The 20,827-nt window shown below is 34.1% G+C and carries 18 protein-coding genes and 1 riboswitch; of the genes, 13 read left to right on the top strand and 5 right to left on the bottom strand.

The genetic code is table 11. From position 1 onward, the window contains the following. Positions 1–72: 72 nt before the first annotated feature. The gene (locus IEU88_RS00770; protein ID WP_103372774.1) at positions 73–741 is read right to left on the bottom strand and encodes an MOSC domain-containing protein; all 669 of its coding nucleotides are present in this window, start codon (positions 739–741) and stop codon (positions 73–75) included. Positions 742–897: 156 nt separating this feature from the next. Here IEU88_RS00770 and IEU88_RS00765 point away from each other — a divergent pair, with 156 nt between their 5' ends. Continuing rightward, positions 898–1,599 (top strand): ribose 5-phosphate isomerase A, encoded by a 702-nt coding sequence (locus tag IEU88_RS00765; RefSeq protein ID WP_170006844.1) that lies wholly within the window; start codon positions 898–900, stop codon positions 1,597–1,599. Between the two features lie 105 nt (positions 1,600–1,704). On the opposite strand, the gene sdpC is transcribed toward IEU88_RS00765, so the two are convergent. Next, complete coding sequence (gene sdpC / locus IEU88_RS00760; protein WP_103372775.1) at positions 1,705–3,024, bottom strand: peptidoglycan release complex CPBP-like subunit SdpC; 1,320 nt, start codon at positions 3,022–3,024, stop codon at positions 1,705–1,707. A gap of 254 nt (positions 3,025–3,278) precedes the next feature. Here sdpC and hutG point away from each other — a divergent pair, with 254 nt between their 5' ends. Then, entirely contained in the window at positions 3,279–4,208 is a 930-nt protein-coding gene (gene hutG, locus IEU88_RS00755; protein ID WP_096808592.1) for a formimidoylglutamase, read from the top strand. On the opposite strand, the gene IEU88_RS00750 is transcribed toward hutG, so the two are convergent. Then, positions 4,198–5,073, bottom strand: coding sequence for a LysR substrate-binding domain-containing protein (locus IEU88_RS00750; RefSeq protein WP_103372776.1), 876 nt, complete (start codon positions 5,071–5,073; stop codon positions 4,198–4,200). The genes hutG and IEU88_RS00750 overlap by 11 nt on opposite strands. Before the next feature lie 145 nt (positions 5,074–5,218). Here IEU88_RS00750 and IEU88_RS00745 point away from each other — a divergent pair, with 145 nt between their 5' ends. The 9 genes from IEU88_RS00745 to IEU88_RS00705 all read left to right on the top strand — a co-directional run bounded on the left by IEU88_RS00745 (position 5,219) and on the right by IEU88_RS00705 (position 16,003). Continuing rightward, positions 5,219–6,493 (top strand): YjiH family protein, encoded by a 1,275-nt coding sequence (locus tag IEU88_RS00745; RefSeq protein WP_103372777.1) that lies wholly within the window; start codon positions 5,219–5,221, stop codon positions 6,491–6,493. A 47-nt stretch (positions 6,494–6,540) separates the two neighbouring features. Beyond that, positions 6,541–8,205, top strand: coding sequence for a urocanate hydratase (hutU, locus tag IEU88_RS00740; RefSeq protein ID WP_103372778.1), 1,665 nt, complete (start codon positions 6,541–6,543; stop codon positions 8,203–8,205). After that, the gene (hutI, locus tag IEU88_RS00735; RefSeq protein ID WP_096808596.1) at positions 8,202–9,434 is read left to right on the top strand and encodes an imidazolonepropionase; all 1,233 of its coding nucleotides are present in this window, start codon (positions 8,202–8,204) and stop codon (positions 9,432–9,434) included. The genes hutU and hutI overlap by 4 nt, the downstream gene beginning before the upstream one ends. Positions 9,435–9,695: 261 nt before the next feature. Beyond that, complete coding sequence (locus IEU88_RS00730; RefSeq protein WP_170006847.1) at positions 9,696–10,817, top strand: SulP family inorganic anion transporter; 1,122 nt, start codon at positions 9,696–9,698, stop codon at positions 10,815–10,817. Continuing rightward, entirely contained in the window at positions 10,817–11,941 is a 1,125-nt protein-coding gene (locus IEU88_RS00725) for an amidohydrolase (protein WP_096808598.1), read from the top strand. Before IEU88_RS00730 ends, IEU88_RS00725 begins: the two co-directional genes overlap by 1 nt. 78 nt (positions 11,942–12,019) lie before the next feature. Continuing rightward, positions 12,020–12,901: an SDR family oxidoreductase gene (locus IEU88_RS00720; RefSeq protein ID WP_103372779.1), complete on the top strand. Its 882-nt coding sequence runs from the start codon at positions 12,020–12,022 to the stop codon at positions 12,899–12,901. Positions 12,902–13,010: 109 nt separating this feature from the next. Further along, positions 13,011–13,622 (top strand): flavin reductase family protein, encoded by a 612-nt coding sequence (locus IEU88_RS00715; protein WP_103372780.1) that lies wholly within the window; start codon positions 13,011–13,013, stop codon positions 13,620–13,622. An 86-nt stretch (positions 13,623–13,708) separates the two neighbouring features. Further along, positions 13,709–13,809, top strand: a riboswitch (SAM riboswitch). Between the two features lie 119 nt (positions 13,810–13,928). Beyond that, positions 13,929–15,218 carry a Na+/H+ antiporter NhaC family protein gene (locus IEU88_RS00710; protein WP_096811198.1) on the top strand — a complete coding sequence of 430 codons (1,290 nt, stop codon included), beginning with the start codon at positions 13,929–13,931 and terminating at the stop codon, positions 15,216–15,218. A 278-nt stretch (positions 15,219–15,496) separates the two neighbouring features. Further along, the gene (locus IEU88_RS00705; protein ID WP_103372781.1) at positions 15,497–16,003 is read left to right on the top strand and encodes an SRPBCC family protein; all 507 of its coding nucleotides are present in this window, start codon (positions 15,497–15,499) and stop codon (positions 16,001–16,003) included. Between the two features lie 99 nt (positions 16,004–16,102). On the opposite strand, the gene IEU88_RS00700 is transcribed toward IEU88_RS00705, so the two are convergent. Then, on the bottom strand, positions 16,103–16,867 hold the full coding sequence (locus tag IEU88_RS00700; RefSeq protein WP_103372782.1) for a MurR/RpiR family transcriptional regulator: 765 nt from the start codon (positions 16,865–16,867) through the stop codon (positions 16,103–16,105). Positions 16,868–17,072: 205 nt separating this feature from the next. On the opposite strand from IEU88_RS00700, the gene IEU88_RS00695 reads away from it, so the two are divergent. After that, positions 17,073–18,668, top strand: coding sequence for an alpha-glucoside-specific PTS transporter subunit IIBC (locus IEU88_RS00695; RefSeq protein WP_103372783.1), 1,596 nt, complete (start codon positions 17,073–17,075; stop codon positions 18,666–18,668). A gap of 124 nt (positions 18,669–18,792) precedes the next feature. On the opposite strand, the gene IEU88_RS00690 is transcribed toward IEU88_RS00695, so the two are convergent. After that, the gene (locus IEU88_RS00690) at positions 18,793–19,323 is read right to left on the bottom strand and encodes a hypothetical protein (RefSeq protein WP_096808604.1); all 531 of its coding nucleotides are present in this window, start codon (positions 19,321–19,323) and stop codon (positions 18,793–18,795) included. 260 nt (positions 19,324–19,583) lie between these two features. Between IEU88_RS00690 and IEU88_RS00685 the strand changes: the two genes are divergently transcribed. Next, a complete protein-coding gene (locus IEU88_RS00685) occupies positions 19,584–20,498 on the top strand; it encodes a bile acid:sodium symporter family protein (RefSeq protein ID WP_096808605.1) in 915 nt (304 codons plus the stop codon). The last annotated feature ends 329 nt before the right edge of the window (positions 20,499–20,827 follow it).

The following is a 20,827-nucleotide window of genomic DNA, read 5'->3' as shown; positions in this document are numbered from 1 at the left end:
TTGATTGGCATCAAATATGGATAAAATTAAGGAATGAGGCAGAAATCATTTTATGAAAATATGTTTTTTGCCTCACTCCTTTTTTTGTTTTTGAGCACGTTTTAAAAATTTTTCTAATTTTTGACGTCTTTCTTTTGTTAAATAAGGATTTTTTAAAGCATATGTTAAGCGATCGGCATTTTTATTGTCATTGTAATAAATATTATTCAGTTCAAAAACGGACAACAGGGAAGCTTCATTACCATATTTTATAAGTTCAAGATGAGAGGATTCATCTACAAACCCTTCTTTAAGAACCCTGAAGTAACATCCCGTCTTACAAGAACTAGACATACGTTGAATCAGATTTGGAATTTTATATTTTTCCTGTATTTTCCAACAAGGTTCTCTAATTTCTGATACTTCAATGATGGCATTGCCTAATTGGAATTGGTCACCAAAATGAATGTTCTTTTCGTCTAAGTCTTCGACAGTTAAATTTTCACCAAACATAGCGTAATCAGGTAATGCTGTTACATCATCTTTCCATAAATCATAATTTTTTTTACTGTATAGGCAAACCGCTTTATGTGGCCCGCCATGCCCTTTATATTCTTGTTCATCTTCAGAAAAACCTGTTTTTGATAACCACATTTTACCAGCAAATGGCTTTTTGTTTAGTGCTGAACGCATAGGTCTTCTAGAACTATAAGACAAGTCTTCTATTTTTCCTGTAGTAATTGCTTTTAAAGCATAAATCATGACAATCCCCCTTGATGATTAGTTATAATTATTGTAAAACACTTATTTGAATATGCAAGAATATATATATTTAAATTTGTACTTGTTTTTTTAACTATTTATTTTTTTCAATCTCATGTACAATATAGGTAAAAGAACGTTATGTAAAGGGGACGCATTATGGATACGAAACAGTTGAAAATTAGTACATTTAATGACGCGTTAAACCAAATCGAAGATGGTATGGTTGTCGGAATTGGCTCTGGTTCAACGATAGAGTTGCTTGTCCCAAAACTAGCTGAGAAAATGAACCATGAACAGATTGAGATTACGGGTGTGTGCACCTCTAATAAAACAGCATATATCGCTAAAGAATTAGGTGTTCGAGTGGTTGACGTTAATGACGTGAGCAAAATAGACATCGCAATAGACGGCGCAGACGAAGTAGATAACCATTTGAATTTAATCAAAGGCGGTGGCGGTGCACTATTTAGAGAAAAAGTGATTGACGCTATGGCTGAAACATTTATTGTTTTAATAGACGAATCTAAATGTGTTGATTATTTGGGTCAAACATTTAAATTGCCTGTCGAAGTGGATAAATTTAATTGGTTATTAGTTTCTAAAAAAATCGCAGCATATGACAATCTAAAAGTGAAACGTCGGATGGTCGATGACGTGCCGTTTATTACTGATAACGGCAATTATATTCTTGACGTAGCGTTACATTCAGGGATTGATCCTTATGAAATGCATGAATTTTTAATTCACTTGGTAGGCGTTTTAGAAACAGGATATTTTATTGATGTAACGGATCAAGTTATTATAGGAACTCAAAATGGCGTTAGAATTTTAAATAAATCAAACGACGTATTATAAAATATAACAAAAGCAGGTTATCTAACTGAAATATTTGGATAGTGATGTAAATACAACATTTTATCTTAAATCATAGTTAGAGTAACCTGCTTTTTTTATTTTTAGTTAGCGACGGTGGTCATTTTTATGTTTGAAAGGTGACCGTGATGGTTTTTTATCATTATATTGTGTATTTTGATGCGTTGCGTAGCTATCACCCATATTGTCTGTTGTTGGTTCTGATGCTTCCTCAGGATGTGCTTTCTCAGTAGAGTTTTCAACAGCACTATTTGCGTGAGTTTCAATATCATCTTGACTTTGTTGATGATTTTGATTTGTTGATTTAGGTGTATGCTGACTTATAATATTGTTGCGACTAGCATCGTGATTTGTTTCTTGTTGATTATCATATGTGTTGTTCGTAACGGTTTGTTCAGACGCACTTTCTGACTCAGTATCCTTTAAATCTGTTTTATCAGTGGATGTTGCGTCGGTATTAACACTGTTATTTTTAGTTGCGGTCTCATCATCTGATGTGATTTGATTTTCACTAGATACATGCTCAATTGTTTCATCATCTTTATTGAACTGTTGGTTCTCATTTTCTGAATACTCATTTACATGATCTAGGTAATTATTAGTATCAACTTCGTCTAAATTTCGTTTTGTAAAGAAATAAAGGATAGTACGAATAATGATACTTAATAAAATATAGACGATCGCAACTGCTGAAGTAGATAATGCAATAACTTTCATTGCGAATACACTACCTAATTCTTCATTAAATAAGAAAACAAGACCGAATGACATTGCAGCATGGAATATAGTTGCAATATATATCGTACGACCTTTAGTAGCGCGGATTAATTCTCCAATAATCATAGAGAAAGCGAATGTATATAACAAGCCGTATAATGTGTACTCAAAACTAAAAGCGACATTAATATTCCAAATCGAATACATGATACCTACGATAATTGAGGCAAAGAATGTATTCATCTTTGTTTCTACAATGTTTTGTAAATAAGAACGGAAACCAAATTCTATTAAGAACGCCATAACAAGTTGTCCTATGATAATCGACGTTATGGATACAGATAAATCTTCTGTCTGTAATAAAACGAAACTATCAGCAAAAACATTAAAACTTACCATTGCTAGGAGAAATATTGCTAGTGGTAAAATAAGCGCTAAAATAAATCGCTCAATCACTTTTAAATTTATAGTAAGCTTCAAGCCTCCTAGTTGCGTTTTACGTTTGCTAAAAACGATGATACAAACAAGCGCAGCGATAAATGGCGCTGTAGAACTTAAATCAAACACAAATGTTTTTAGTGATATTGTACCTTGTAAATCTTTTAGTATAATAGGAGCTGCATAAGCGATAATAAAGAAAATAAAAATCATTATGGCCCATTGAAAACCTGATATACGTTGTTTATTCATTATGTAACCTCCATTAGGGTTCAGAAAATCATTTATCACCAATTATACATACTTATCTTTCAGAAATAAATTAAATTTAGATATTTATCATTGAAATGTAATAGTAATGCTAAAACAAACATCTAAATGAAATATTAAAAGCTATTTTCAAAATTAATATCGTTATTTTTGGGTAAATAAAAGGATAAATTGAATTGAGATAAATGTAAGCGTATACTTTTAAGTGTGGATATAGTTTTAAAAGGAGGAGAACTATGTATAAGTTAGCACAACCTGAACTATGGACAGGAAGAGTGGACAGTGAAACAGATGAATCTCAGTTTAGATACTTTCAAACAGTGAACTTTCGTAATATCAATGACCATTTCAATGAATCTCGTCAAGGGATAGGTTTATTAGGTTATGCAGTTGATAAAGGTGTTGAATTGAACAAAGGAAGGTTAGGCGCAAAAGAAGGTCCTGATGCGATAAAAAAAATTTTGGCCAATTTACCCGACTTGAGAAAGAGCAATGTCTACGATTATGGTAATGTTGAGCACGATCATGATACTTTAGAAGAAACCCAAAAAGAATTTGCACAATATGTGGCAACTTCAATTCAGAGACACAAGCAAACTTTCCTATTAGGAGGTGGGCACGATATTGCTTATGCGCAATACCTAGGTGTAAGGGAGGCGCACTCAGAAGCATCTTTAGGTGTTATTAATATTGATGCTCATTTTGATACAAGGTTAGAGCCACAGTCAACTTCTGGTACAAGTTTCAGACAAATTTTAGAACAGGATCAAAAGGCAGATTATTTGGTTTTAGGTATTCAACAAAGTGGTAACACACAAGGATTATTTGATTATGCAGAAGAAAAAGACATCGGCTTTGTGTATGCCGACGAATTACTGCATCAAATTTCTCCTCCTATAAAAGACAAGGTAGAACGTTTTATACATGATCATGATGTCATCATGTTTACAATATGTATGGATGTCATAGATAGCGCATTTGCACCTGGTGTCAGCGCAAATGGTGTCTTAGGGTTATTTCCACATATCGTGCTTGAGTTAGCCAAGCGTATTATACCAAATGAAAAAGTTTCAACAATTAGTATTGCTGAAACAAATCCTAAATATGATGTCGATAACCGCACTGCCAAACTATCAGCTAATTTTTTACATCATTTTATTCTTTAATATTCCAATAATAAATGCATAAGTCTATAAAAGAAAGCACACGTTCAGGGTGCTTTCTTTTTTTTAAGTAATTAATGTAAATAGAGCGACTAAGGGTAGGTTTGATTTCTATGGCGTCTAAGTCTCTAGCATTGAAAGATTGATAATAGACGCGAGGGATAATTGCATAACCTAACCCTCGATGTACAAAATTAGTTGAAGCTTCAAACCGGTCAGCCTCTATGATGATATTAGGATGAATATTTAAGCGATTAAAATAATCATCAAGATGTTTACGTACTTGGGAACCTTTTGTTGGTAAGATAAGGGGTAAAGACTTAATCGAAACTTTGTTGCGATTAGGAAATGTATCTTTAGGCGTGATTAATACATAAGATTCTTCGTATAAAGGAATAGAATGGATATCATCATGCACAATTTGTTCATTTGTTAGTCCGAGATGATTTTCAAAATTTAATAATCGCTCTAATATGGTACTCTGATCGTGTACTTCTGAAGCAAGGTACGTTTGATCTTGGTACTGTTTTTGATGCATTGCAACCACTTGTGAAACCCATTGATTTGAAGATTCTAGAATTGATAATTTTATTTTAGGTGCATGACCCATATTTAAGTCATACATTTTTTCAAGCGTTTGGTGATAATTTTGTACAAGTTGGACAGCATAATTATAGAAATGAATACCTTTTTCTGTGATTTTTATATCTTTTGTAGTTCTTAAAAATAAATCATAACCTAAATCAGCTTCAATTTTTTTAATTGTATTTGTTAGAGATGGCTGACTGATATGTAAGAAATCAGCGGCCTTTGTAAAACTATTATATTTTACGACGGCGATAAAATATTCCAATTGAATTATTTTCAAAATAACATCACTCCCCTAGATATATGCTTATTTATAGCTTTAAGCTATTAATAATTAGTTTATTGATATTGGTAGTCTATATAATAACATATTATACTTTTAAATATAGAGGGAGTCGTACTTTCATGTGAAGGGCGTGAAGTACATGTGGAGATTTTTTATTTATAGCTTGATTGGCGTTATTTTTTTCTTTGTTCCAATATCGATTTATGGACAATCTACCATAATGATTGATCATATTGTGCAGTGGATAACACTATTGGTTAAACCAGTACTTCCATATTATGTATTGGTTTTAATCATCATTGGCGCAATTCATCCGTTTATCAATCAACGTTGGAATGAATCGAAAACAAGTATGATATTTAGTTTTTTTAAAGTTATAGGAATATTTATTGCTTTCATGGTTGTATTCAATGTCGGACCAGCATTTGTATTAAAAGATAATATTGGCCCGTTTTTATACGAGAAGTTGGCAATACCATTAAGTGTATTAATTCCTATAGGAGCAATATTTTTATCATTTTTAGTAGGTTTTGGTTTGTTAGAATTTATCGGCGTAATTTGTCGCCCAATTATGAGACCTATATTTAAGACACCTGGTAAATCAGCGGTCGACGCGGTCGCTTCGTTTGTTGGTAGTTATTCTATTGGTTTACTCATTACAAACAAAGTCTACAAAAGTGGTGGCTACACGCATAAGGAAGCAGTCGTCGTAGCGACAGGTTTTTCAACAGTATCAGCTACATTTATGATTATCGTAGCTAACACATTAGGCATCATTCAGCATTGGAATTTATATTTTTGGTTTACATTAGTAGTGACATTTATTGTTACTGCCATTACTGTACAACTCCCGCCTATAAGATTTGAAAAAAAGACAACGTACGAAAACCAATCTTATAAAAAAGAAATTCGTAGAGATATGCCATTGTTAAAAGAATCTTGGTTAGAAGCAAAATTAGCTGTAAAACAATCTAAGACACTAATAGAAAATGTTATTGAGAATTTACGTGATGGGGTCATAATGACGATAGCTATTTTACCATCTATTATGTCTATTGGTTTTTTAGGATTAATTATTACAGAATATACCCCTGTTATCGAGTATATTTCATACATCTTTTATCCTTTTATAAGTATATTTCCAGTAGAGAACATTTCAGTATTGGCTCAAGCTTCTACGATTTCGATAGTTGAGATGTTATTACCTGCTGCCATTGCACAATCTGCAGATTTAGCAACAAGGTTTACAGTTGCAGTGATGAGTGTTTCAGCAATCATCTTTTTCTCCAGTGTTGTGCCCGTGATTCTATCTACTGAAATTAAAATTTCGGTATGGAAACTCGTACTTATTTGGTTCGAAAGAGTCGTGTTTACACTGTTAATTACGATTCCGTTTGCATTGTGGATTTTTTAAATATTAAAACAAAGGTTGAATTATAGTAGACGAAGGAGTGATTTTTCATGAGAAAAATTAAAGCAAAAAAAGGTTTAGAGATTGAATGTAAAGGTTGGGAACAAGAGGCTGTATTACGCATGTTATATAACAATTTAGATCCAGAAGTTGCAGAAAAACCTGAAGATCTAGTGGTATATGGTGGCATTGGCAAAGCGGCACGTAACTGGAAAGCATTCGAAGCGATTGAAGAAACATTACGTTCATTAGAAGCGGATGAAACAATGTTAGTACAATCTGGTAAACCGGTAGCTGTATTTAAGACACATGAAGAAGCGCCACGCGTACTACTTTCCAATTCTGTGCTTGTGCCTGAATGGGCTAATTGGGATCATTTTAATGAATTAGATAAAAAAGGATTAATGATGTATGGTCAAATGACTGCAGGTAGTTGGATTTACATAGGTTCGCAAGGTATCGTACAGGGCACGTATGAAACCTTTGGTGAACTAGCAAACCAACACTACAGTGGTAAATTAAATGGCACAATAACGTTAACAGCTGGTCTCGGAGGCATGGGTGGCGCCCAACCATTGGCAGTTACAATGAATGGCGGTGTTGTTATCGGTGTCGATGTAGATGAAACACGTATTGATAAACGTATTGATACTCGGTACTGCGATGTAAAAACTAAAAATTTAGACGAGGCATTAAATTTAGCTGAAGATGCTCGTAAACAAGGCAAGCCTTTATCCATTGGATTAGTTGGCAATGCAGTAGAGGTGCATCAAGCCATTTTAGACAGAGGATTTAAGATAGATATTATTACAGACCAAACAAGCGCACATGATCCTTTAAATGGTTACATCCCTCAAGGTTATACGTTGGAAGAAGCTAGTGCATTAAGAAATAAAAATCCGAAAGAATATGTGAAAGCATCACAAGCATCTATGCATAAACATGTAGCACTGATGCTTGAATTCCAAAAACGGGGTGCAGTGGCATTTGACTATGGTAATAATATTAGACAAGTTGCCTTTAATAATGGTTTAGAAAATGCTTTTGATTTTCCAGGTTTTGTGCCTGCTTATATTAGACCTTTATTCTGTGAAGGTAAAGGGCCATTTAGATTTGCAGCGTTAAGTGGCGATCCTAAAGATATTGAACGTGCCGATGAAGAAATGCGAAGATTATTCCCAGAAAATGAAAAACTCATCCGTTGGTTAAATTTGGCGCAAGAAAAAATTGCATTCCAAGGACTACCATCTCGTATTGCGTGGTTAGGTTATGGTGAACGTGCAAAAATGGGATTAGCATTAAATCGACTTGTACGTGAAGGTGAAATTTCTGCGCCGATTGTTATTGGCCGTGACCATTTGGACTCCGGTTCAGTAGCAAGTCCAAATCGTGAAACAGAAGGTATGCAAGACGGTTCAGATGCTGTTGGCGATTGGGCTATATTAAACGCATTAATTAATACTGCAGCAGGTGGTTCTTGGATATCCTTCCATCATGGTGGCGGCGTAGGCATGGGCTATTCATTACACGCTGGTATGGTTGTTGTCGCTGATGGTTCAGAACGCGCGGACAAACGTTTAGGTCGTGTATTGACTACAGATCCGGGTATGGGAGTAGTAAGGCATGCAGATGCTGGTTATGAATCAGCTATTGAAGTAGCTAAAGAAAAAGGGATTCACATTCCAATGATTACGGGTAAAGGAGATATAAAATGAACGACTTAATCATTCAAAATATTAAACAATTAATTTTGCCGAAATCTACAGAAAGACCTTTAAAAGGTAAAGAATTAAACGACTTGAAAATCATTGAAAATGGCACAGTGGTGATTAAAGATGGCAAAGTCATTTACTCAGGCGAACATACTGAAGCATATCAAGCGACTGACACAATTGACGCCACTGGAAAAGTGGTTTCACCTGCACTAGTAGAAGCGCACACACATCTTGTACATGGTGGTTCTAGGGAACATGAAATGTCACTGAAGCGTCAAGGGGTTTCTTATTTAGAGATTCTTGAACAAGGCGGCGGCATACTTTCTACCGTAGAAGCAACACGCAAAGCAACGGAAGATGAACTTTTTGAAAAAGCTGAAAAAAATTTACTAACTATGATACAACATGGCGTCTTAGCTGTAGAAAGTAAAAGTGGTTATGGTTTAGATAAAGAAAATGAATTGAAACAATTACGTGTGTCCAATCGATTAGCAGAAAAATATAATTTAGATATGAAACATACATTTCTTGGCCCCCATGCGGTGCCAAAAGACGCTAAATCTAACCAAGCCTTTTTACAAGAAATGATAGATTTATTACCAGAAGTTAAAGCATATGCAGATTTTGCAGATATATTTTGCGAAACCGGAGTGTTTACTGTAGAAGAGTCTAAAACTTACATGGAAGCAGCTAAAAAACAAGGTTTTGATGTTAAAATACATGCTGATGAAATCGACCCTTTAGGTGGTTTAGAACTTGCAATTGAAGAAAATGCGATTTCCGCAGATCATTTAGTTGCTTCTAGCGCGGAAGGTAAAGCGAAACTTAAAAATAGCGATACGGTGGCAGTGTTACTACCAGGGACAACTTTTTATTTAGGTAAGGAAACATATGCCGATGCAAGAGGTATGTTAGATAACAATGGTGCCATTGCTATAGCTACAGACTTTAATCCAGGCAGTTGTGTGACAAATAATTTACAGTTGGTCATGTCAATTGCAGCGTTAAAATTAAAATTATCTCCAAATGAAATTTGGAATGCAGTGACAGTGAATGCAGCTAAAGCTATTGATGTTGAGGCAGGTACAATAAACAAAGGTGATAAAGCAAATATTGTTATTTGGGATGCCCCTAATCATGAATATATTCCTTACCATTATGGTATCAATCATGCCGAAAAAGTAATCAAGGATGGGGAAATACTTTTTGATAATCAAATTAAAATTTAAAAAATAAAAGCGAGTTAATGATGCAGAGCGAGAAGATAAAATCAAATGAAGCAGTTTGATTTTTCTCTCGCTTTTTTCTATTAAATTTATTTAAGTTTTGTGTGCTTATTTTGACTATTTGCAACAAATGATTCTGAGAAATTAAATTGAAAAAATATTTTGACAATTATGATATTATAGTCATTAAAGGGGTTGGGGGTGACTTGAGTCGTGACTAAAATTGGATATATTGACCAATGGAAAGGTAATATCATTCAAAATATGCTGACAGGCATTTTACTTGGACTGGCGTTGCTTCCTGGCGCAATCGCATTTTCTTTTATAGCAGGCGTAAATCCTACTATTGGGATGTTGAGTACTGGGTTAATGATGCTTGTGATCAGTATTACTGGTAATAGAACATTAATGGTTTCAGCTCCAAGTAGCGGTGTTTCTTTAGTAGTGGCGCCTTTAGCAGCAAGTCATGGTATGCAAGCAGTTATTTTAGCAACATTATTTATGGGAATGATTCAAATGATATGTGGTATGTGTCATATTAATAAGTTGCTAAATTTTATACCCACGGGTGTGACTATAGGATTTATGAATGCCTTAGGTATATTAATATTTACTTCACAATTAGAGCATATTTTAGGTATTTCATTAGCAACCTATATAGTTGCGCTGATCTCTTTTATGATGATTTGGTTGGGTAACCAATATATTAGGCTGATACCTGCCCCTTTAATAGCCATTATTGTTTTAACCGTATTTGCTTGGCTACTAAACCCCAATATCGAATATGTATATGATTTAACGCCAATACATAGTAAGATACCAATGCCGGAGATTCCACATGAAATATTCGACATGAGTTTTATTTTAATAAGCATGCTATACGGTTTAATGATGGCTGTTGTAGCTATCGTCCAAAATACATTAACTGCACGTATTATGGACGGAGTTACAGATACGCCTAGTGATAAAAATAAAGAAACCATAGGCCAAGGTATCGCCAATTTTATAGTTGGTTTGTTTGGCGGTTATGGAGGTAGTGCACTTGTCGGACAATCTCGATTTAATGTAACCATGGGCGCAAATTCTAGGATGTCTACTTTGATTACCGGTAGCTTTTTATTGGTAAGTTTATTTGTTTTCGGCGAAATTATTGGACATATCCCCATGGCAGTATTAGCTACGGTACTGATTACAATTTCATTAAATACTTTTGATCGACGCACGCTACCTTTTATAAAAAAAGCACCGCTAGTACATGGCTTGATGGTGTTGTTAACGATGGTATTTATTTTAATTTCAAATAATTTAGCCATAGGTGTTGTCATTGTAACACTACTGTATTATTTATATAACCGATTTAAAAACAAGAAAGGACGTGACGCATAATGCCACAATATGAAGATTACGTAAAATGGAGACGCACATTTCATCAGTTCCCAGAACTGTCAGATAATGAGTACGAAACGACTAAGAGATTGAAACGTATTTTAGAATCTTATGAAATAAAAATATTAGATCTACCTTTGGAAACAGGCTTAATCGCTGAAGTTGGCCAAGGAGATACATTTGTAGCAGTGAGGTCCGATATAGATGCTTTACCAATTAATGAAGAAGTTATGCATGAGTTCACCTCCACGAATGAAGGTATTATGCATGCTTGTGGTCATGACATTCATATGGCGAGTATTTTAGCTGTAGCAACAAGATTAAAAGAGATAGAAGATCAATTAAAAGGACGCGTTCGTTTTATCTTCCAACCTGCTGAAGAATTAGGACATGGCGCTGTGAAATTAGCAGAAACGGGGGCGCTTGATGGTGTGAAAGCAGTACTTGGCTACCATAATTATCCGACTTTAAACATTGGAGACTTTGCGGTGAAACCTGGTGCAGTGACATCATCTGTCGATCGTTTCGAATTTAAGATTAAAGGTAAAGGCGCACATGCTGCCAAACCTGAACAAGGAAATGATCCAATCATTGTTTTAGGACAGTTAATCAATAGCGTTCAAACAATTGTGAGTAGGAATTTATCCGCGTTTGATAATGCAGTTGTTACAATTGGCGAAGTTTCTTGTGGTAATACGTGGAATGTGATTGCAGATCAAGCTTATGTACAAGGAACAGTGCGTAGTTTTGATGAGCAAGTGCGTTCATTTATTGAACAGCGTTTAAGCGCTATTGGTAAAGGGCTGTCTGAAGTATTTGGCGTTGAAATTGAGACCACATACTTCCGATTACCAGGTGCTGTGATGAATGACGAAAAGTTAACTGATGACGCAGTGAATGTTGCAAAACAGGTTGGTTATAACGTGAATCTGATGGAACAACCATTAACAATTGGCGAAGATTTCTCAGGTTTTTCAAGTCAATATCCAAGTGTGTTTGTGTTTATTGGCTCAAATAGTGCGTATGACTTACATCATCCAAAATATGATCCAGATGAACGTATTTTAGAAAAAGTACCTGATTATTTTGTGACCTTTGTTCAAAAATTATTGAATGAGTCTTAGATTTAAAAATATGTGTTAAATACTGTTAAACTTGGGTAAAGCATATTTATAATCATTATCTTTTAAGGAGTGTTATAAATGGCAGCGCAAGATCCTAGAACGAAATACTCAAATGCAGATTTTCCTCAACAAGAGCAACCGATTCCTGGTTTACAAAAAGAATTGAATCCAAAACCAGATTGTGGCGAAACATCTTATACTGGTCACGGCAGATTGAAAAATTACAAGATATTAGTGACAGGTGGAGATTCAGCTATTGGAAGAGCAGCAGCTATTGCTTATGCTAAAGAAGGCGCTGATGTTGCGATTAATTATCTTCCAGCTGAACAAGTGGATGCTGAAGAAGTGCAACAAGTTATAGAAGAAGCGGGTAGAAAAGCTGTCTTGATTCCTGGAGATATTCGTAATGAGCAATTTAATTATGACTTAGTTGAGCAAGCATATGCACAGCTAGGCGGCTTAGATAATGTTACACTCGTAGCAGGTCATCAGCAGTACAGAGATAGTATCAAAGCATTTGATACAGCTTCCTTTACTGATACGTTTGAGACGAATGTTTACCCTATATTTTGGACTGTCCAAAAGGCGATAGATTACCTTGAGCCAGGGGCAACTATTACGACAACGTCATCAGTTCAAGGTTATAACCCAAGTCCAATTTTACATGATTACGCGGCTTCAAAAGCAGCAATTATTTCATTGACTAAAAGTTTATCAGAAGAGCTTGGTGCAAAAGGCATACGTGTCAATTGTGTAGCGCCAGGGCCATTTTGGTCACCGCTTCAAATTTCGGGTGGACAACCACAATCAAAAATCCCAACATTTGGACAAAAAGAAGTGTTAGGCAGAGCGGGGCAACCCGTAGAATTATCAGGCGTCTACGTCCATTTAGCTGCTGAAGAATCAAGTTATACAACAGGCCAAGTTTATGGTGTTACAGGCGGCACCCAATTAGATTAATTCAATGACAAGATGGCTATTTCAAAGTGTAGAAAGTTTTAAAATACTTACTCGAGCTATACACTTTTGTTATAGCCGTTTTTTATTTATGAAAGGTAAGGCGAATTTTATGAAACATTTAAAAACAAGTGATTTGTCAAAAAAACAAAATTATAAATTATTGAGTGGGAGTATTATACCTAGACCTATTGCTTTTGTTACTTCACAAGATCGAGACGGTAACTTAAATGCAGCGCCGTTTAGTTTCTTTAATGTGGTAAGTAGCGCCCCGCCAATGGTGATGATTTCAACAGGTCGTTTCGGTGGTAAACGAAAAGATACCTCACTGAATATCGAAGAAATGGGAAGCTTTGTTGTACATATAACGGATGAGACAACAGTAGAACAAGTCAATCGTACAGCAGCACCAATCAATCGACAAGACAATGAATTAGAAAGAACAGAATTATCACTTGTTGAATCGGAACTTATACCTATCCCTGGTATTGAACAATCTAAGATCCGTATGGAATGTAAGCTTGAAAGGCTGATTCCGTTAGGAGATACAGAAGAAGGTTCAGATTTAATTATTGGTGAAGTAGTGATGTTTCATATTGATGAAGATGTCTATTTTGAAGATAGTAAAATAGATAGTGAAGCACTAAACGCAGTCTGTCGCTTAGCAGGTAATGATTATGCTTCTATAGGAGACACATTCACAATCGTTAGACCAACTGAATAATGACTAATAAACATATTATTTTAATGTTGAAAGTATACAATTGACGAAGTATTATTAATAGTGTACTGTAATACAATGAATAAAATAACTTATCAAGAGAAGTGGAGGGACTGGCCCTTTGAAACTTCGGCAACATGATGACGCGTGTGCCAATTCCAGTAGCCTAATATGTGCTAGAAGATAAGATGAAGATGTAATGACTTACTCTTTTCTTCTATAAGAAAAGAGTTTTTTTATTGTAGGTATATATTAAAGAATAATATGAGATTTATTATCATAGTAATTACTAAAGAAAGTTGGTTTTGTATGACGGAGACAAAAAAAGGGAACGCATGGGCGCTTGTACCTTTAATTATATTTGTTGGGATATTTTTAGGTGTAGGACTTATTACAGGTGACTTTTCAATTATGCCTTTAAATGTAGCTATAGTAGTAGCTTCAATTATCGGTTTATTAATGAATAGAAAAGAAACTTTTCAAAAAAAGGTAGATGTATTTACCAAAGGCGCAGGACACTCAAACATTATTTTAATGATGTTAATATTCTTGCTTGCAGGTGCATTTTCTCAGACGACAGAAGATATGGGTGGTGTTACGTCTACTGTTAATTTAGGTCTGTCGTTTATTCCTGAAAATTTAATTATAGTAGGTTTATTTATTATATGTATGTTTGTTTCTTTATCGATGGGCACTTCTGTTGGTACTGTGGCAGCAATTGCACCGGTTGGTTTTGGTTTGAGTCAAGCGACAGATGTATCTGCTGCATTAACTATGGCTACAGTAGTCGGTGGTGCGATGTTCGGCGATAATTTATCTATGATTTCTGATACAACCATTGCTGCTGTTCGTACTCAAAAGACGAAAATGAGCGACAAATTTAAAGTGAATATCAAAATTGTATTACCTGGTGCTATATTTACAATGATTGTGCTTTGGTTTTTAACACATAGTGCCCAAATAGACGCTACTAAAGCATATGATTATAACTTTATTAAAGTGATTCCATACATTTTAGTATTAATATTAGCACTTGCAGGAATTAACGTTATTATTGTGTTGATTGGCGGCACGGTCTTGTCTGCAATTATAGGGCTTGTTGATGGTTCTTTCAGTTGGTCAGGATTACTTAGCTCTGTATCTAAAGGGATTATTGGCATGGAAGATATCGCTATTATCGCATTACTCATTGGTGGCCTCGTAGCCTTGATTCAACATAATGGTGGCATAACGTGGCTATTAAATTTTGTGCGTAATAGAGTAAAATCTAAACGTGGTGCAGAATTAGGTATTGCAGGATTAGTAAGTGCTGCTGATATTTCAACTGCAAATAACACTATTTCTATATTAATGGCGGGGCCATTAGCTAAGAATATAGCAGATGAATATGATATTGATTCTAGAAAGTCTGCAAGTATTTTAGATATATTTGCAAGTTGTTTTCAAGGGTTATTACCATATAGCCCACAAGTTATAGCTGCAGCCGGTGTTGCATCCATTTCACCAATCGCTTTGGCACCGTATGCCATTTATCCTATCATTTTAGGTGTTTGTGGATTGATTGCTATTTTCTTCAGAATACCAAAATTAAATAAATAATAATATGGGGGGGCGTCAGGTTTAAATTTAAGCAGAGACTGATGGCCCTCCCTTTTTCTTATATAAGCATATGAGTTGTGAGATAATATACTAAGAAACGCATATACGAAACATAAAAAGCGTGAAAATTTTGACGTTTACTGACTATTAACGATAAAATATATAAGTTGTCAGTTTTATAGTGAAAATAAAGTATAGTGAGATTTCTTGGTATTATTGTTTAGAAGTCTAGTATAATAAGTTAGAATAGTATGAAGAGTGAAAGTAGGTGAACAATCGTGGGTAGATATAATGTAGAAAATGAATATGTGGAGATTCAGTTGGAACGACTTTTTAAAGTTGAACCTGAATTAGTATATCAAGCGTGGACAGATCAACGTTTTCTAAAGCAATGGTTTATGACAACAGAACGAACTAATAAATCTATAGACGTTAATGCTGAACAAAATGGTAGTTATGAAATTGTTGATGTTCGTAAAGGTAAAGAAAATGTAGTAAGAGGTTCCTATGTTACATTAGATACTAATGCATATATTGTTATGACAATTGGCATGCCTGAGTTGAGTGACTCTGAAGATACAATTGAAATTGAGATATTTGAAAGAGAACCAGGTATTACACAAATGATATTTAGTTATACTGCTTATATACCTAGAGAACGCAGATTAACATCTTTAGAGTACAAACAAAAGAAAAAGGAATACCATGATTCCACTGCGCATGGTTTTGAAATGCTATTTGATAAGCTCCAAACTACTTTAGAAGAACATGAAGAAGAAGCTTAAGTATGTAGCCATTACAATTTAATTAATAAAAACGTATAAATAAAAAGACTTGCAGGCATTTTGAGGGAACGGCTGTAAGTCTTTTTTTATAATTTAATTTTAAGTATTAAGGTGTTTCTTCTCTTTACGTTCGTTAAATTTACGTAAAAGTGTCTCGAAAAAGATATGGTAACTAATAAAACTAGAATAGTCGATTCCATCTGTTAAGTAAAACGTATTACTAGATACATAAATATTATAATTTGCTTTTTGGGCTAACGTGTTATCTTTTAGTGTTGTTATAGAAATAAAATATTTTTGGCGTAGTTGTAGTAAATTGGTTATATCAGTTAATTGTATCGATTCTCCGGATAACGAAATAATAAAGAACAAATCGCTATCTGAAGCTTTATTTAAAACCATTTTAAATTCATGTACATCATGTAATACAATAATATTTTTATGTATCGTTAATAAAATCCTTTGTGCTTCTTTCGCTACATTCATCTGGGCTAAACCCGTCCCATATAAATATATTGTTTCTGCTTCGTATATTTTATCAGTAACAAGATTATAGTCGACGCGTTCTAAATAAGTTAATGTATTTTCTATTTCTTGTTTGAAAGCATCCATCGAATCAGAGGACAATTGATGTACTTGTTCTGTTTCGAATTTCAAGTAAGATTTAAAGTCACTGTATCCATCAAACCCTAACTTGCGAGTGAAACGATGGATACTTGCGTTTGACGCATGGGTGAAGGTAGCTAGCTCTTGAATTTTCATTGATTTGCACTCTGGTATATGCGTATTGATAAAATGAGCGATTTGTAAGTCATTTTCATTTAATTTACTAAAGTTATTATTAATACGTTCATCTAAAAGCAAAATAGTCACCTCAGGCTTTCTGAAAAAATTTTCAGGTCGTGAAAATATAATCTTATTGTACAAAATGGTTCGTAATAGCGTCAAACCATTGTTTTAATGTAAGCGTTTACTTTAATATAAGATATAAATTGATGCTAACGATTTTAGAACAATCTGTAATATTGATTAGTTACGCATAAAAGAGTTAAAAAAGGAGGGTTTCTTCATGAACGCAATAAAGAGATTCGGGAGCGCCATGATTGTACCTGTTTTAATGTTCGCATTCTTTGGTATTGTGCTTGGATTAGCAACATTGTTTAAAAATCCTTCTATTATGGGGAATATAGCAGAAGATGGAACAACATGGTTCAAAATATGGTCTGTCATTGAATCTGGTGGTTGGACAATATTTAATCATATGGAAGTAGTGTTTGTGGTGGGATTACCTTTATCTTTAGCTAAAAAAGCACCAGGGCATGCTGCATTAGCAGCTTTAATGGGCTATTTAATGTTTAATACATTTATCAACGCCATACTTACACAATGGCCGCATACTTTCGGAGCTAATTTAGAAAAGGGTGTAGAAAATGTAACAGGATTAAAAGCCATTGCAGGAATAGAAACCTTAGATACAAATATCTTAGGTGGTATTATTATTTCTAGTATTGTGACATGGATACATAATAGATTTTATAGTAGAAAATTGCCTGAAATGTTAGGTGTGTTTCAAGGCTTAACGTTTGTAGTAACAATTTCATTTTTTGTAATGTTACCTGTAGCTTTAATTACTTGTATCGTTTGGCCGACAGTTCAAAGCGGCATCTCTTCTCTACAAGGATTTATTATTGGGTCTGGCTATATAGGTGTTTGGTTGTATCATTTCCTTGAAAGAGTGTTGATACCCACTGGTTTACATCATTTTATTTATGCTCCGATTGAAGTGGGGCCAGTAGTTGTAAACCATGGTTTAAAAGCAGAATGGTTTGAACATGTGAATGCATTTGCTAAAAGCAAAACACCTTTAAAAGAATTATTCCCATATGGATTTATGTTACAAGGTAATGGGAAAGTCTTTGGTTCAGTAGGTATCGCTTTAGCAATGTATGCAACTACGCCGAAAGAAAACAGAAAGAAAATCGCAGCATTACTTATTCCAGCAACATTAACTGCTACCGTTGTAGGTATTACTGAACCACTAGAATTTACATTTTTATTTATTGCACCGTATTTATTTGTATTACATGCGTTATTATCAGCCACAATGGATACATTAATGTATGGGTTTGGTTTAGTAGGAAATTTTGGTGGCGGATTATTAGATTTCTTTGCAACGAACTGGATACCTTTAGCGCAAAACTATTGGTTAACTTATGTGATTCAAGTTGCTATCGGGCTAGGATTTACTGCAATTTATTTCCTCTTGTTTAGATTTTTAATATTAAAATTTGATATTCCACTTCCAGGACGTAAAAAGGAAGAAAAGGATATGAAATTATATAGTAAAAATGATTATAGAAGTAAAAAAGGAGATACAAATGATGTTAAAAATAAAGAGATAGGCAATGAGTTCGAAGGGAAAGCTATCTATTATCTAGAAGGATTGGGTGGTAAAGAAAACATTAAAGATGTTACAAATTGTACAACGCGGCTGAGATTAACGGTAAAAGACGTAGAGAAAGTTGAAGATAGTGAATACTTTACTTATAAGCAAATGGCACACGGCTTAGTAAAAAGCGGTAAAAATGTGCAAGTTGTTGTAGGTATGTCTGTACCACAAATTAGAGAAGCATTTGAAAAGTTGGTGTTTGAGGAAAATCAATGAATAAAAAAAAGAGGTAGGATAAAAAACTGTTTTTTAGAGATTTCTATCCTGCCTCTTTATAAATTACTTTGAGTATGATTTCTGTCGTAGTTTAGCATATTATATTATTAAGTTTAAATTACTTCTAAGAAATTCTAGTTTTATGCATCAACCGCGGTTGGTATGTTGCACTATAGATGTCAATATTGTGTGTAGCGATAGCATGGATTAATTTAGCGAAAACGGTAGGTGAACAAGAAACATTGATGGTATTACGATTGAAGGTATAAACGATAGTTTCTTTTTGATTGATTAAATTCATGATATCGATAACTTTATCTTTAATGAATGCGTCATGAAGGCCGTCAACAGCAAGTTCGAAACGTTTAGATGATAATAACAAATGATCTAGATCGATGAGTTCATGTGAGTGGTTACTTTCTAGTATTTGATAGATTAAATAATTATGGAAACTGAGAAAACTTACTAAATAAGGTAATTGTTGCTTTGATAAATTAACTTCTAAAGCAAACAAATTATTTTTTTTGAAAATAGCAAACTTAAATGATTCACAAAAGTGAATTTGCTTGCAAAGTCTAATTAAATTTTTGCGAATGGCACGTTTATTCAAACCACTGATGTTCAACACAAACGTTTCAGTTTTATCTAAAAACATATTATACCTCCGTATCTATGTAAAGTGACAAGTGCATATTAAACCTAATATATTATTGTCCTTAAAAATTATACATGTTTTAAATTCTATTAAATTGTACCACTCTTTTTCGAAGAAGACACTAGGTCTTTAGAACGAAGTGTTCATTTTCTTTATATTTTTATATAATCAGATTGCGAATATTTTGAAAATTCTGTTGTTTAGGATTTTAAAGTATGGTACATTTTTCTTTATTAATACATAAAGGGAAGTGTTTCTAGATGTTATCAAAAGTGAGTAAGTTTGCAACGAACACATTCTTGGTATGGATGCTCATTGCAGCGATTATTGGGTTTATATTCCCAATGCAACTTGCTACTTTAAGTAGTTGGGTACCTTATTTATTAGGAATTGTAATGTTAGGCATGGGGTTAACGATAGACCCTAAAGATTTCAAAATCGTATTCCAAGCACCACGTTCAGTGATTATAGGCGTTGTACTTCAATATACAATTATGCCTTTAACTGCATTTTTAATTGCTAAATTATTTCATTTGCCACCAGAAGTAGCTATAGGTGTCATTTTAGTCGGATGTTGTCCTGGTGGAACATCTAGTAATGTGATGAGTTATTTGGCAAATGCGAATGTTGCTCTATCAGTGGCTATCACGAGTGTTTCTACATTGTTAGCGCCATTTTTGACGCCAGCTTTAATATATTTATTTGCGCATGAATGGCTACAGGTTTCATTTTTAAGTATGTTTTGGTCAGTTGTTCAAGTTATTTTAATACCTATTATTATTGGCTTTATACTTCAAAAAATATTTAAAAAATTCGCGGATAAAACTGCGACAGCTTTACCAATTGTATCAGTGGTAGCTATTTCATTAATACTCGCATCAGTGGTTGGCGGGAGTAAAACGCAAATATTAGAAACTGGTTTGCTTATATTTGCTGTTGTTATCTTGCATAATATCGTTGGTTATACGCTTGGTTATACATTGGCAAAAATTATGAAATTAGATCGTCCAGATAAAAAAGCTGTATCGATAGAAGTAGGTATGCAAAATTCTGGTCTTGCGGTTTCTCTTGCAACGGTACATTTTAGCCCATTATCTGCGGTGCCAGGGGCCGTATTTAGCTTAATACATAATATTACAGGTCCAATACTTGCAAAATATTGGAATAAAAGGTGAACACAATGTTGACATAAGTAATTGTAATATATGTATTATAAAAAGAGGTAATCATTTAAAATAAATCAATATTACATTTACGGTTTGAAATCGGCATGGGATGTTTGAAATGATGACAAACTTAAAGTTATGATTTTTGAATTATCGTTTTGCATATTTTAGTGTGACTCTAGCACGTCAATCATGTTTCAACCCTGGATGTGATATTGATAGTAGATGGCTAGAATGATAATTAACAACGTTTGTGCATGTGTTTTAGCTCACGTTCATCTACTTGATTCTATTAGTGATTAATACTGGCGCTTTAGCTGTGGACCTCTTTTTTAGTT

The organism is Staphylococcus nepalensis (assembly GCF_014635045.1).
Classification (GTDB): Bacteria; Bacillota; Bacilli; order Staphylococcales; family Staphylococcaceae; genus Staphylococcus; species Staphylococcus nepalensis.
Note: the sequence above shows the minus strand (reverse complement) of the source record. Positions and strands in the feature narration are given on the sequence as shown.